The sequence below is a fragment of the Siphonobacter sp. BAB-5385 genome (assembly GCF_002261125.1).
Taxonomy (GTDB): Bacteria; Bacteroidota; Bacteroidia; order Cytophagales; family Spirosomataceae; genus Siphonobacter.
Map to the genome: position 1 here is coordinate 1 of NZ_NMPS01000070.1, position 14,710 is coordinate 14,710.

Annotated in this window: 9 protein-coding genes; 2 read left to right on the forward strand and 7 right to left on the reverse strand. The window is 48.0% G+C overall.

The window, feature by feature from the left end; genetic code table 11:
- Window positions 1-241: 241 nt before the first annotated feature.
- The 4 genes from BWI93_RS06300 to BWI93_RS06310 form a co-directional block, all read right to left on the reverse strand.
- A complete protein-coding gene (locus BWI93_RS06300; protein WP_369679114.1) occupies window positions 242-1,222 on the reverse strand; it encodes a glucoamylase family protein in 981 nt (326 codons plus the stop codon).
- 176 nt (window positions 1,223-1,398) lie between these two features.
- Window positions 1,399-1,845 carry a hypothetical protein gene (locus tag BWI93_RS28580; RefSeq protein WP_255157746.1) on the reverse strand — a complete coding sequence of 149 codons (447 nt, stop codon included), beginning with the start codon at window positions 1,843-1,845 and terminating at the stop codon, window positions 1,399-1,401.
- 98 nt (window positions 1,846-1,943) lie between these two features.
- Window positions 1,944-3,407 (reverse strand): RagB/SusD family nutrient uptake outer membrane protein, encoded by a 1,464-nt coding sequence (locus BWI93_RS06305; RefSeq protein ID WP_094809296.1) that lies wholly within the window; start codon window positions 3,405-3,407, stop codon window positions 1,944-1,946.
- A gap of 59 nt (window positions 3,408-3,466) precedes the next feature.
- On the reverse strand, window positions 3,467-6,463 hold the full coding sequence (locus tag BWI93_RS06310) for a TonB-dependent receptor (RefSeq protein ID WP_094809298.1): 2,997 nt from the start codon (window positions 6,461-6,463) through the stop codon (window positions 3,467-3,469).
- A 322-nt stretch (window positions 6,464-6,785) separates the two neighbouring features.
- On the opposite strand from BWI93_RS06310, the gene BWI93_RS06315 reads away from it, so the two are divergent.
- On the forward strand, window positions 6,786-9,476 hold the full coding sequence (locus BWI93_RS06315) for a triple tyrosine motif-containing protein (protein WP_141217374.1): 2,691 nt from the start codon (window positions 6,786-6,788) through the stop codon (window positions 9,474-9,476).
- 32 nt (window positions 9,477-9,508) lie between these two features.
- Here BWI93_RS06315 and mraY read toward each other — a convergent pair whose 3' ends face one another.
- The 3 genes from mraY to BWI93_RS06330 all read right to left on the reverse strand — a co-directional run bounded on the left by mraY (window position 9,509) and on the right by BWI93_RS06330 (window position 12,010).
- Window positions 9,509-10,741, reverse strand: coding sequence for a phospho-N-acetylmuramoyl-pentapeptide-transferase (gene mraY / locus BWI93_RS06320; RefSeq protein WP_094809302.1), 1,233 nt, complete (start codon window positions 10,739-10,741; stop codon window positions 9,509-9,511).
- A 149-nt stretch (window positions 10,742-10,890) separates the two neighbouring features.
- Window positions 10,891-11,421, reverse strand: a complete 531-nt coding sequence (locus BWI93_RS06325) for a ferritin (protein ID WP_094809304.1) — start codon at window positions 11,419-11,421, stop codon at window positions 10,891-10,893.
- A 238-nt stretch (window positions 11,422-11,659) separates the two neighbouring features.
- On the reverse strand, window positions 11,660-12,010 hold the full coding sequence (locus BWI93_RS06330) for a hypothetical protein (RefSeq protein WP_094809306.1): 351 nt from the start codon (window positions 12,008-12,010) through the stop codon (window positions 11,660-11,662).
- 315 nt (window positions 12,011-12,325) lie between these two features.
- On the opposite strand from BWI93_RS06330, the gene BWI93_RS06335 reads away from it, so the two are divergent.
- The gene (locus BWI93_RS06335) at window positions 12,326-14,635 is read left to right on the forward strand and encodes a TonB-dependent receptor (RefSeq protein WP_094809308.1); all 2,310 of its coding nucleotides are present in this window, start codon (window positions 12,326-12,328) and stop codon (window positions 14,633-14,635) included.
- The last annotated feature ends 75 nt before the right edge of the window (window positions 14,636-14,710 follow it).

Below are 14,710 nucleotides of genomic sequence, written 5' to 3' on the forward strand. Positions count from 1 at the left end.
CCCCGTCCTATCGCGAAAAGCCGCCTACTTCCTCGGCAAGGCGATGGCCTTGAGCAAGAGGAAGTCAGCGTCGTTCGTGATACGGACTAAAAGACCAGCTTAGCTTGCGGGACGAAATACTGGTCCATAAGATTATAATGCTGGTTCTCAGTAGTGAGTTTTAGCATGGGAGGCTTATAAACTAAATAACCAGCGGTCTCTACGGGACGAAAACTGCAGATATGCTACCAATAACCAACAATTACCGCAACACCAACTTCATCGTTTTCTTCACTGAACCCTGCGTAATCGTTGCTACATATTTTCCTCCGGCAGCGTCGAAGGATTGAGTATGTGTACCGGGCGTTAGCGTTTTATTATCTACCACTTTAATGGTTGTACCACTAGTGCCCGTGAGTTCAATAGTAACGGGTTGTGTACCGGCCACGGCGAATTCCAGCGGGTATTTACCTGTGTCGCTGTGTCGCATCAGACTCCATTCGCCGGTAGTCGGGTGTGGTTGGTAAGCGTAGAAGCCCGTCGGGTAGGAGGGGTTCTCAATACCCATTTTCTTCAGTCCCGTCTGAATTTCAGTAATGCGTTCGCCCACTTTCCAAATCAGGCCTGTCCGGTAGTTTTCCATCATCACGACGATCGGACCCTGATCAATCGCCAGATACTGATTGGAGTACCAGTTTTTCGACGCATTGTAGGCATCATAAAAACCATATTCACCAAACAGACGATTGCCGTGTTTCAGATATAAATACCGCAGTGCCTGCCAGGATTCGTAAGGCGTATACGGGAAAGCCGATAAAGCCGCCGTGGGCGTAATCGTACCGTTATCGTTGATCGGTGAGTGAGCGTCGTAGAAATTGTAATCGTCGCTGGCGGTTAGGCCCCAGTTTTCTTCGGAATACCCATACACTTTAGGAGCTTTTTCGGCACAGTACGCCCAGTTAATCAGCGTATGAGCCTGATTCATCTGCCAGTAGTTCGTATGCTGATCCTGCATCCGTCGCGGGTCCATACTCAGATACGAGTAATGGCTGAAGAAGAGCGGCCCGCCGTAGGGGAAGCCAATGTCGAGCTTATAACCCATGTACTTGTTGCTATTGGTAAAGTGATTCGACTGTTTCCAGGTGTTTTCGTAGACCTGCGGCGTAATGGCGTGCGTGGGCGAACCCAGAGCCAGCACATACGTAATCAGACATTCATTATAGCCTTCAATGGGCATATTCATGTCCCAGTTGTACTGCTTGGACCAGTGCCAGCGAAGTTTGCCATCGTGCACGTACCAGTCCCACTCGATGCCTTCCCAGAGTTTGGTAATCTGGTTACGAAGTTTCTTTTCGGCGGCAGTATTGCCGTTGAAGTATTCTCGGGCAACGAGTAGACCATTGGTTAGAAAAGCGGTTTCTACCAGATCACCGCCGTTATCTTTTTGTCCAAAAGGAACGACCCGGCCCGTGTTGCCATCAATCCAGTGCGACCAGGCTCCGTGGAAGCGGTCGGCTTTTTCCAGAAAATCGGCAATTTTTTGTACGCGGCTACGGCGGCCTCGCGGGTAATCCACTGCCGTTCGGCGGCTACGACCATTCCCATCAGGCCAAAACCCGTACCGCCCGTCGTGACGATATTGGGCGTGGCTGTACGTTCGGCAGCCATGCCCGAAATGGGATGCCCGAAATCCCAGAAGTAACGGAACGTAGCTTTTTGTACAACGTCCATGTATTCGCTCTTCTCGGAAGGCAATGTCTCAGTAGCAAGCGTTTTAGAATGAGTAGTCGGGACGGACTTGGTACAGGAAACAAACGTCAATGTACAAGCCATGACGCCTGTCAGAAGCGTGGAGTATATTCTCATAAAGCAGAAAGAGTAGGGCGGAAAAGAATACCAAATACACCTTGAAGCGAAAGAGGTAATCAGAAGAACCATTCTTTCTGATTACCTCTCGCCTTGTTTTAGTAGCCGGGGTTTTGTTTTAGCTGACCACCGCTTAAGTCGATTTGCGTTTGCGGAATGGGGAACAGATCGTGTTTAGGACTTACGTAAGGCAGACCCAGAGCCCGCAGTACTGTTGCGGCTCGTCCCTGCCGACGCAGGTCGAACATCCGGTCGTGCTCCATTGCCAATTCTACGCGGCGTTCATTCCAGATTTTCAGGCGTAAGTCACTTTGAGAGCCTGCTTGTGCCGCTTGCAGTCCGGCCCGTACCCGAACTTTATTCAAAGAAATCAGAGCATTACCCGATTGACCCAGTTCGTTAGAGGCTTCCGCGTGCATCAGCAATACTTCCGCGAAGCGTAAAATCCGCATGTTTTTGTTCGTTTGCTCATCGTTACCGTTATACGTTTCAGCTACGCGGCTTACGTACGCTTTCTTGTTGTAACGGGGGTTGGGAGCCGTAGCTAACACCTGCTGACCATCCCAAAGCACTTCACCAGGGTACATGATGGTCGCTGCTTTGCGTTTGTCACCGGGTTCGTACGCTTTTTCCAGATCCGCTGAAGGCGTATTGAAGCCCCAGCCCCACTGACCGCGTACGCCTTGGGTTGCCGAGTAATTATTGATGCCTTTGTTGGGCGTAGTACCCTGAGCTTGTACTTCAAAAATGGATTCGGCGTTGTTTTCACCAACTTCCCGCCAGATCGTTGAGTAATCGTCTACCAGGGAATATTTGCCACCGGTGATTACCGCATTGGTAAGTTCCAGTACTTTGTCCCATTTCTTCTGGTACATCGAAACTTTCGCTAGCAGAGCCTGAGCTGCTCCTTTCGTAGCCCGGCCCGTAGCAATGCTACCTTTTTCTGGCAGATTGGTTACTGCCGTGTTGAGGTCAGCCTCGATTTGAGCGTAAATGGCTTCCGCCGTAGTCCGCGTACGACCCGCCTGTAAATCGGCTTCGTTCGTTGGATTAGGAACCGTCGTAATCAAGGGTACACCCCCGAACGTACGAACCAGATTGAAGTAAAAATACGCCCGCAGGAAGGTGGCTTCACCAATCAGACGATTTTTGGAGGCTTCGTCAATCGTCAGCGTAGGCAAATACGTCAGAGCCTGGTTAGCCCGTGCGATGCCCTGATAATTGCCTTGCCAGATGTCATTAAAGGAACCACTAGTTGCCGAGAACGTAAAGCCGTCCAATTCATTTTTATCTGAACCTGAGTCCCCCGGATCACTACCTTTATCGGCGTCATCGGAAGCAATACTGGTGATACCGATCCAGGAAAAGGAGTGAATATTCCAGTCGAGCATTTTGTTGTAAATGGCCGTAACAATACCTTCAGCCGATTTTGGATCGCTGGATAAATAATCCGGCGTAAGCTCGCCCTGAGGAGCTACATCCAGGTAATCCTTACAGGCGACTCCGCTCAAAGCAAGACCCGTAAAGAGGCCAGCTCTCAGGATATATTTGTTGACTTTCATTGGAACTATATGTTTTGAGATGGGGCCAGTCGTTACCGCCTGACCCGAATCTTGTCGAATTAGAAATTAACCGTTACTCCCATCAGGAACGTACGAGGCGTGGGATACGCATCCAGTTCGATACCCGAAGACAGCGTACCCGCGGTTTGGTCGGTGCTGTTCGCGAGCGTACGACCGGGAAGCTCAGGGGTAAAGCCCGAGAACTTCTGGAACGTCACCAGGTTTTGAGCCGTCACGTACACGCGAATGCCCTGCATTTTCCAGGAATCCGTCAGCGTTTTGGGTAAGTTGTAACCCAGCGAAACGTTATTAATCCGCAGGTACGAGCCTGATTCGATGTAGTAATCAGAAGCCAGAGCTACGTCATTCGACGGACGGGGATTGTTGCTCGTCGTATTGCTGGGTGACCACCAGTTGGTGACGGAAGCTTCGATATTCTCGTTACCAAATCGTTGAGCTTTTTTACCGTTGTAAATCTGGTTGCCCAGGTTACCCGCTGCCGTAACGCTCAAATCGAAGTTGCGGTAGCTAAGACCACCCGTCAGACCAAAGAAGTATTTAGGCTGATACGAACCTTTGTATACGCGGTCGTTACCATTGATGATTCCGTTCCCATCCGTGTCCACGTAACGCAGGTCGCCCACTTTCGCTCCGGAAATGTGCGGATACGCATCCAACTCAGCCTGTGATTTGAAAATACCGTTCGTCTGGTATACGTAGAAGCTACCAATGGGTTGTCCTTCTGCCGTCTGCGTCGTGATTTGACCGTTACCTAAGCTACCGGCCTGGATAGGCAAACCACCGTTTACACGCTCAATTTTATTATTATTGATGGTGAAGTTTACGCCTACATTATAACGGAAATCACCTTTCTTCTCATTCCAGTTCAAACCAAACTCGATACCGCGGTTACGAATGTCGGCGGCGTTGGTCAGATACTGGGAATCGTTATCACCGAAGATGGCATCAATGGGTTTGTAGATCAACGCGTCTTTCGTGAGTTTGTCATAGTAGTTGACTTCCCCGGAGAGACGGTTGTTTAGTAAACCAAATTCCAGACCTAAATCTTTCTCCGTCGTTACTTCCCACCGTAGATTCAAATCCTTAATATCCTGAATCGTGTAACCCGGAGCCAGTTGACCATCAATCTGATAATCCAGGTTCGAAGACAGCGTATAGAGGAACGCGTTCGGTACAATCCGGTCGTTTCCTACCTGACCCCAGCTCGCCCGGAGTTTCAGTGCAGAGAAGAGGTTCTGACCCTTCATGAAATTCTCGTTCGCAATCTGCCAGGCCGCACCCACGGATGGGAATACGCTGGAACGATTGGACGAAGGAAACTTGCTGGATCCATCCTGACGTACGGTAGCCGTCAACAGGTACCGGTCATCGTAGTTATAGTTTACCCGACCGTAGTAGGAGAGGCGTCGCTCCAGACCCATGCTGCTTTCGTTGGTAGCGGTGGCCTGCGTACCCAGATTCAGCGTCCAGTAGTCCGGATTGTTCGGTACATTCAAACGGGAACCTCCGAGGAAGCTCGTTTTGTAGCGTTCACCCGTAACCCCAACCAAAGCATTCAAACTATGTTTTTCACCGAACGTTTTGGTATACGTCAAGGTATTATCCCATACCCAGCGAGAAGCATTATCATCGCGAAGTGTCAGCTGACTGGTATTGTTTTGCTGGTTTCCAGAAACCACGTAGATCGGGTTGTACTTGCGATTATTGAACGAACGGTTTTCCACGGCAAAGTTCGAACGGAACCGCAAATCATTCGTGATATTCCATTCCGCGAACAGTACCCCTTGCAGACGCAGACTCTTCGTATGATCGTTTGTGTAGTTGATCTGTGCCAATGGGTTAGCTACGTTGTTCCGAAGAGTGTAGCCATAACTGCCGTCTTCATTGTACACAGGCACAATCGGAGCCTGTTTGTAAGCACTGGTAAAAGCGGAGTAAGGCTTGTTTTCGTTGTCTTCCTGAGCCAGGTTTAACGAGGCTCCGACTTTAAACGACTTACTGACCTGATAGTCATTGCTAGCCCGCAAGCTCAAACGGCGGTAGCCGTTGCCTTTCAGAATACCGTCGTCGAACATATAACCACCACTCAGGAAATACGTACTTTTCTCAGAACCACCACTCAAGGAAATGTTATGGTTATGAACCAGGGCGTTACGGGTAATGGCGTTGAACCAATTTGTATTCGCCTTGATGTCGCCTGCGGTGAAAACAGGTTGCTGACCCGCCCGTACCAACGCTTCGTTTGAGAAGTCGATGTACTGCTGCGAATCGGCCATTTTCACCCGACGGGAAGCCTGACGGAAACCTACGTAACCATCGTAGGTTACTTTAACCGCTCCGCTTTGTCCACGTTTCGTCGTTACCAGGATAACGCCGTTAGCAGCTCGCATCCCATAAATAGCCGTAGCCGAAGCATCTTTCAGAACGTCCATGGAGGTAATATCCTGCGGATTGATGTTTCGAATATCATCCGTAATAACGCCGTCTACGACGTACAAAGGATCTGCACCGGCCAACAATGTACCCGTACCGCGAATCCGTACCGTCGGTACACTACCCGGTTCACCCGAAGCCGTAATTTGTACCCCAGCTAATTTACCCTGCATGGCTTGCGTAGCCGATACAACGGGCTGATTAACGATGTCCGCCGTTTTTAAGGTAGCTACTGCTCCCGTCAAGTCTTTCTTACGGGCCGTTCCGTAGCCAATCGCGACGACTTCGTTTAACGTAGAAGCATCCGATTCCAGCGTAATGGTAAGCTCTGTAGCCGCCGCAGTTACTGTTACTTCCTGCGGCTTCATTCCCACGAACGTTACGGAAAGTACATCGCCTGTATTCGCCGCAAGAGAGAATCGCCCCTCGGCGTCCGTGTTTGTACCACGCGTGGTACCCTTTATGGCGATCGTTGCTCCGGGCAACGGTTGGTTATCGTCCGCACTGGTTACTCGTCCAGTGACGCGGCGTCCCTCCTGAGCATACACTTGAGTGACGATCAGTGAAAACAACCATAGACACAGCAGATAAGCTTTCTTCATGATAAGAAATTGTATTATTTGGTGGACAAAATTAAAATATCTAAGTAGGTGTAGACAAAAAAACCACTACATCATTACCACATCATTTACAGGATAAGGCTTGTGTGTACTACATCATTCCTACATATTTGTATTAATTGTTGAAAAAATTGTGGGATTGATTTTAACGGTGAAGAAAGTGAGTACCCAGAACAGGATCGGAAGAAGCACAAGAATCGATACTCGTATAAGGTTCGTATTCGTAATAGTTTTAGTGCTTGTCAATAATTTTGCGAAAGCTCAAACGTATACCGATCAGCTACAAAAGCTATGCCTGCCTGAGGTGAGATCGTTCACTATACAGGACTATCAAGCCCAGCGACAGAACTGGAGCATTAGCCAGAGCAAGAACACCCGATTCATCTACGTTGGGAATTCGAAAGGTCTGCTGGAATACGATGGACAAACCTGGAAAAACTTCATTTTGCCGCACCGTCAGATCATTCGCTCCGTTGCTACGGCTGGCGATCGCATCTATACGGGAGCTTTACAGGAATTTGGCTATTGGCAAGCGAATAGTAAGGGCGTTCTTACGTACCATTCGCTGAATTCATTAAATAAGGACCCTCGATTTAAACAGGAAGAAATCTGGAACATTATTACTTTAGGCGAGTCAGTCTATTTCCATTCTTTTGCTTACCTGTTCCGTTATCAGCATAATCAGATAACGACTTTACCTACGCCGGGAAACGTATTTTTTGCCTACCAGGTTGACAATCGGCTCTTTGTGCAGATTATGGATAAAGGCATCTACGAATGGGTGGATGAACAATTTGTGTACTTACCGGGCAGTGACCGTCTCGCTCATGAACGGGTACGCTGTGTATTCCGATCCGGACCCAGTCAGTTACAGATTGGTACGGATCGGATGCTTTTCACTTTTGATGGCAAGGGCTTCACTATTCTGAATACCCCAGCAAGTCGTTTTCTGGCGGACAACCAGCTCAACAAAGCCATTCGGGTAGATGAGCGGACGTATGCGTATGGTTCGGTACAAAATGGGATGATTATTACCGATGAATGGGGCCGTATTCGCTACTACCTCAACCAGAAATCAGGCTTGCAGAATAATACCGTACTGGCCCTGCACGCCGACGCGGACAAAAACGTGTGGGTAGGCACGGATAATGGAATTGATGCCGTCTTGTTAAGTTCGCCCGTTCGCCATTTTCGGGATAAAGACGGGGTACTCGGAAGTGTGTACGATGCTACGCTCTATCAGGGCAAACTGTACGTAGGAACGAACCATGGCGTTTTTCAGGTCAACGAAACGGATGGAAAAACCAGTCTACAGATCGTACCCGGTAGTCAGGGGCAGGTTTGGGATCTGGAAGTAATCGACGGAACCCTGTTTTGCGGTCATAACGAAGGCACTTTCGTACTGGAAGGCTCGGGCTTTCGGCAAATTTCGAAGCTGACCGGAGGACTCGTACTTCACAAACTCCAAAAGCATCCGGATATACTTATTCAGGGCACTTATACGGATCTGGCATTGTATAAACAGGTCAACGGTCGCTGGCAGTTGAGTCACTCACTAGCGGGCGATTTTTCACTAACCGATCAAATTATAGAGCAAGATGCCAATACGCTTTTGCTGCGACGAAAGTACCGGGGAATCACCCAAATTAGACTCGCGGACGATTTGCGGACCATTCAGCATACCACACCACTCAATGGGCTGCAGGGAGCTAACCTGATTCGGGTCCAGGAAAAACCATTGGTGTGTACCGATCAGCAATCGTATTTTCTGGAAGGAACAACCTTGAAAGCCATTCCAGCCCTTGGTAAACAGGGCGTAAGAAACATTTTTCCCATCAACTCCCAGGATTATCTGGTATTACGGATCAACGGAACGCTGGCGTACTGGCGTGGAAATCAATCGATCAGGCTGTTGAATATCAAGCATGTGCAATGGGTGGAAGGCTACGAGAATGTCGTACGGCTCGATGAGCAGACGCTGCTGGTCTGCGGAGACGATGGATTTTCGATAGTACCGGTTTCCTACCTGCGGCAGGGGACGACGGAGACGCAGGCCCACCCGCTAATCCGTCAGATCAGTACTGAAAACTTCGATCAAACGCTGTATCCCGGTCAGCCTCAACCTGAGTTGCAATTCCGATACTGGCAGAACAACCTGACCATTGATTTTACGTCTACCCAATACGAGGCCGATGTCACGTACGAGTACTGGCTGGAAGGAAAAATGCCGGGCTGGACGACGTTGTCGAAAACGCACACCCTGACGACGGGGCCTTTAGACCCAGGTACGTATGTGTTGCATTTACGTTCATCCGTTTCCAGCGAAGAAACGACTCTGTCCTTTGAAATACGGCCACCCTGGTACTGGAATCGCTGGAGTCAGTTTCTATACCTGGTGTTGTTAGTCGTGGGTTTCTGGCTGGCGTATCAGTTTTATCGGCGTCGCATTCGGATGCACCAAAGCCGGATTCAACGAAAAATGCAGGTACAACTGGAAGAGGAGCAACTCCGAAACGCTCAGGTATTGGCAGAATTACGGAACGAGCAATTGCGGAAAGACGTCGAACGCAAGTCGGAAGAACTGGCAAATTCGGCCATGAACCTGCTGCAAAAAAACGAATTGCTGGAAACGATTAAGGGAGAGCTGGAAAAGTTGCGGAAAGAAATTGGTCCGGAAACCGCTGCTACACAGTACCGCTCGCTGGTACAACTCATTAATCGTAATCTAGCCGACGAACACAGCTGGGATATTTTTGAATCCAATTTCAACGACGTGCATGATTACTTTTTCAAAAAGCTGCTCGAATCGTTTCCCAATCTAACGCCTGGTGATTTGAAGTTGGCTGCGTATCTGCGAATGAATTTATCCAGCAAAGAAATTGCTCAGTTACTAAATATTACGGTTCGCAGTGTCGAGTTAAAACGGTACCGCTTACGTACCAAACTCAACTTGCAAACGGAACAGAACCTCAATGAATTTCTGATTAAACTATAAAAAGACCCGGCCTTTCGAGCCGGGTCTTTTTGTTAACGTAGTTTCAGCGTAACCAGGGTAAATACCGCAAGCAGGATACCGATGATGAAGAAACGCATGACAATCTTCGGTTCCGGTATATTGGATTTCTGGTAGTGGTGATGCAGCGGAGACATCTTGAAAAGCCGGTGCAACTGGGCGTATTCGAGTCCTCGTCGTTTTTTCTGGTACTTGAAATAACTCACCTGGAGAATGACAGAAATGGATTCGATGAGGAAAACCCCGCACAAAATCGGAATTAGCAATTCTTTACGTAACACAATGGCCAGCGTGGCAATGACGCTACCCAGCATCAAACTACCCGTATCGCCCATGAAAACCTGAGCGGGGTACGTGTTGTACCAGAGAAAGCCGACGCAGGCTCCGACAAAGGCCCCACAGAAGACCACCAGCTCGCCGGATAAAGGAATGTAGTAAATATTGAGGTACTGCGAGAAGACTTTATTTCCCGATAGATAGGCCAGAATACCTAACGTAAGACCGATGATGATGGACGAACCCGCGGCTAGCCCATCAATCCCATCCGTGATGTTGGCTCCATTGGATACGGCCGTAATAATGAAGATGACAATAACGGTGTATAGAATCCAGGTGTATTCATCGGGCAGAATGGAATCCGGAAGAATCTCCGAATAATCAATTTCGTTGTTTTTAAAGAAAGGGACGTTCGTTAGAAAATCTTTGGTATCCGTAAATTTCCGTAGTTCAGCGAAGCCCGTTGGGGTATTGATGCGAGCTTCTTCGTACACCCGGATTTTGATGTCCGGCGAATAGTGCATCGTCAGCCCAATCAACAGGCCCAGACCGATTTGTCCGACAATCTTGAAGCGACCAGGTAAGCCTTCTTTATTTTTCCGAAATACTTTAATGTAGTCATCCACGAAACCGATCAAACAGGTCCATACCGCCGAAATCAGTAAAAGGACTACGTAAATATTATCCAGCTTGGCGAATAGCAGTACCGGAATAACAATGGCCAGTAAGATAATGAAACCACCCATCGTAGGGGTACCCTTTTTCTGCATCTGTCCTTCCAGGCCCAGATCGCGGATGGTTTCGCCAATTTGCAGGCGTTGCAGGTACCAGATGATGCGTTTACCAAAAACAATACCGATAATCAAGGACGTCACTGTAGCCGCCGCCGTCCGAAACGTAAGAAACTGAAAAACCCCGGCTCCGGGAAAATTGAAGGCTTTATCCAGGTAATCGAAAAGATAGTAGAGCATACTAGGCTACAAAAATTGACAATGCGGGTACTAAGTTCTGCAAAAGCCGGGAAAAGCCGACATCTGAAATGAAAATACCCCGGCTTTAGTAAAAAGGGCACAAAAAAAGCCCGCAATTGCGGGCTTTACAAAGAAGGGGAAATGAATGATTATTCGACTTCCAGCTTCGTAATTTTATATACATTACGGTCGATAGTAAAACGACCGATGCCTTCTTCGCCAATAACGTCGAAGAGTTCAAGGGCCCGACGGGCGTTGATTTCTTCTTCAACTTGCTCTTTCACAAACCATTGCAGGAAGTTTTCGGTAGCGTAATCTTCTACGCGACGGCAAAGACTTACCAGACGGTTGATGGAATGCGTTACGTTGATCTCACTTTGCAGAGCCGTTTCAAATACACTGCGGAAGGAAGGATATTCGTGGGGAACAGCTCCTACTTCAGGTGAATAAGCCATTACACCCTGATCTGCCAGGTAATGGAAGATTTTGAGCATGTGCTCGCGTTCTTCTTCCGATTGTTTGTAGAAATATTTGGCAGAATACAGGAAACCATTCACTTCGCACCAGGAAGCCATGGCTAAATATTTAGAAGAAGCTTCTGCTTCCATTTTAATCTGAGCATTCAAGGCTAATTCAACTTCCTCTTTCAGTGAGGTACGGAGGCGTTGCAAATCTTTCATGTTAATCTTATTTTTTTAATGCGATAGTTCAAAAAAATGTGCTCGTTGCTATCGCCCGGGAATTTAGATCGTTGGTGGGCAATACTTTCTACACCACAAAAGTATAGGCTCTCGCGTAGAATGCAATACTAACGCACTGAAAAAGAGTAATTTAGAAATAATCTCAGTAGCAAAATAAATAAGGGCTCCGTGGTGTGCGTACCAGCGGAGCCCTCAGGTAGGGAAAGAATATTGTTCGTTAGTAAGAGTACGTATACAAAACTTCGTGTAACATCGAGTTGAGATTCAGCGTAAACTGCGTACCCGCCAGTAAGTCACGTAATTGTACCAGATCGCACAGCGTCAGCACCAGTTTCTGATCGGATTTGGGTGCTTCCAGTACTTCAAAATCGTATTCATCGTCGAGATTAAAAATCATCTCGTGAAGATTCACTCGTTCTGCTTTCCGACGAAACAGAACGAAATCTGCCATGCGGAATGCCATCACCTGATCAGCAAAATTGAGAACAATACGATTCGTTAGATCGCATTGGTAAGTCACTCCTTTCGAAGTACGGTACAACTCGTGAAGAGAAACGTTGAGGCTCATGGAACGGGTACGTGAAAATCTCCTCAAAGATAAAGACAGAAGGGTCATAGAAACAAATTATTTAGAATCAATAAAAATTATTTGAAAATTATTTGGAATAAATCTAAATAAACTACTTCCTTTGCAATGTCTAAGATGGACTAATGGTTAGGGGACAGCTTCATCTTAAGCACTCCATCGTTTTTTGCTCGTTGTTATTAGAAAAAAGCCTTCGTCTTGCGAGGGCTTTTTTTATGAGGAGCTATCCTCTCTTCTCTATTGCACCCCTCATTTTATTCCCTTCTTCTCCATGAAAAAAACTATCTACTCTTTCTGATGCTGCTTGGGGCATGCACAAGCCTTTGGGCACAAACGGGCCGTATTCAGGGGACTATCACGAGTTCTGACGGTAAGCCGACCAGTCAGGTAACGATTTCGCTCAAGGGTCGTTCGGCCGGAGCTACTTCCAACGAGTCAGGCCAGTATGCCATCGAAAAAGTAAAAGCTGGTACGTATACCTTACGCGTGAGTTTTGTCGGCCTGAAAAGCCAAGAGCGTGAGCTGGAAGTTCGTGAAAACGAAACCACGCAGGCCGATTTTACGCTGGTAGAGACGGCGGAGCAACTCGAAGAAGTACTGGTGAAAGGCACCAACAAGTTTGGTAATAAAGAAAGTGAATATGTAGCCCGGTTACCCATCAAGAATCTGGAGAATCCGCAGGTATATAATGTTCTTTCCAAAGAGCTTGCTACTGAGCAAATCGCCGTAGACTATAAAAACCTGTTACAAAACGTGCCCGGTGCCGGGGTTGGATTCGGTGGTGTGAACAATGGCGTTACCTACCTGATCCTACGCGGATTCTGGGTAACCAGTCAGATGCGGAATGGCATGGCTTCGCAACAAAGTGCGGGAATTGACCCCATCAATGTGGAGCGGGTAGAAGTACTGAAAGGACCCTCCGGTACGCTTTTCGGTTCCAGTCTAATTTCTTTTGGTGGGTTTTCCAATCTGGTTACGAAAAAGCCATACGCTGATTTTGGCGGTGAGATTTCCTATACGGGCGGCAGTTGGAGCTTGAATCGACTGGCTGCGGATGTCAACACGCCGCTCAATAAAGAGAAAACGGCTCTGTTCCGCCTGAATTTAGCTTCGCACAATGAAAAAAGCTTTCAGACTTACGGCTTCAATCGGAATTATACCGTTGCCCCCAGTTTGTCTTTTAAAGTTAACGATCGCCTTTCCTTACACATTGATGCCGAGTTTTTCCGGACGAACCGTACCACGCTTCCCGCGTATGCCTTTGGCAAAGCAGGATTCAAAAATATTAAGGATACGCCGCTGGGATACGACCAGGCCATCAACAGTAACGATCCGCTCCTGAAAATGGGTACGCACAACGTCTTCGCCAAGGCAGAGTACAAACTTTCGGATCAGTGGACTTCCGCCACGCAGTACGCCTACGGAAACATTCAGTACGATAATGTCAACTATATGTACCCGGCTACCTGGACGAGTGATAGTACCATTGCCCGTAGTCTTTCGGCGGCTCGGAATAGCTACACCCGCTCCATGCAGTTTCAGCAGAATTTCACGGGTGACTTTCAGATCGGCCGTTTCAAAAATCGGATGGTCGTTGGCGTTGACGCGTATTATACTGCCAGCCTGACGCAATCGTACGGGGTCATTACTTACGATGTAATCAATATTCGGAAACCGATTGTACCGATCTCCCTCTCCCGTCTGGAAAACATGGTCGCGAATGCGAACCTTACGAACACCTTCGCTGAGCAGTATCGTTACAGTGCATACGTTTCCGATGTACTGAATCTGACGGATCGCTTGATGGCGATGCTGAGCGTACGGGTCGAAAAATTCGATAACAAGGGCACTTCTGTCAACGGACAACCCGCAGCGGCAGCCGGGGTGTACAGCCAAACGGCCGTTTCTCCCAAGTTCGGTCTGGTGTATCAACCCATCAAAGAGCAACTTTCGGTGTTTGCCAACTACATGAATGGCTTTCAAAACGTAGCTCCCGTTACTCAGCCCGACAATTCAATCCTGACGCCCTTGCCGCAATACGGTAATCAGTGGGAAGTAGGGGTAAAAACGGAGGCTTTGGCCCAGAAACTTACGGCTACGGTGAGTTACTACGAAATTGATCTGAAAAATGCCATACGCACGGATCCAACGCGGCCCGGGTTTTCCATTCAGGATGGTCAGCAAAAAAGTAAAGGGGTTGAGGTAGACATCGTGGCTAATCCCTTACCCGGCTTAAATCTGATTTTGGGTTATGGACACAATGAATACAAATACATCCGGGCCAATGCCAGTCAGGAAGGCTTGAGCAATGGCTTGCCGGCCGATATTGCTAACTTCTGGGCTAGTTATAAATTCACGCAGGGAGCGGCGAAAGGATGGGGGCTAGGCATTGGCGGGAATCACGTTAGTACAATTTATCCCAATAACGTCGGTGGCGGAATCACCATACCCGCGTATACGAAGTTTGATGCGACCCTGTATTACGATCAGCCCCAATGGCGATTGGGAATTAAATGTAATAACCTGACGGACAAACGATACTGGGGACTTAACTATGATCCACAAAACCCCAGACAGTTACTCGTCAGTCTATCTTATAAGTTATAAACGGGCGTTACCACCAACGCTGAATAAAAAACCGAAAGAGATTCCTGAGCTACAGGAATCTCTTTCGGTTTATAA

Coding starts and splice junctions, on each gene's coding strand:
- BWI93_RS06310 (WP_094809298.1), bottom strand. CDS start 6,463: ATGAAGAAAGCTTATCTGCTGTGTCTATGGTTGTTTTCACTGATCGTC.
- BWI93_RS06305 (WP_094809296.1), bottom strand. CDS start 3,407: ATGAAAGTCAACAAATATATCCTGAGAGCTGGCCTCTTTACGGGTCTT.
- BWI93_RS06335 (WP_094809308.1), top strand. CDS start 12,326: ATGCTGCTTGGGGCATGCACAAGCCTTTGGGCACAAACGGGCCGTATT.
- BWI93_RS06325 (WP_094809304.1), bottom strand. CDS start 11,421: ATGAAAGATTTGCAACGCCTCCGTACCTCACTGAAAGAGGAAGTTGAA.
- BWI93_RS28580 (WP_255157746.1), bottom strand. CDS start 1,845: ATGAGAATATACTCCACGCTTCTGACAGGCGTCATGGCTTGTACATTG.
- BWI93_RS06330 (WP_094809306.1), bottom strand. CDS start 12,010: ATGAGCCTCAACGTTTCTCTTCACGAGTTGTACCGTACTTCGAAAGGA.
- BWI93_RS06300 (WP_369679114.1), bottom strand. CDS start 1,222: ATGAATATGCCCATTGAAGGCTATAATGAATGTCTGATTACGTATGTG.
- mraY (WP_094809302.1), bottom strand. CDS start 10,741: ATGCTCTACTATCTTTTCGATTACCTGGATAAAGCCTTCAATTTTCCC.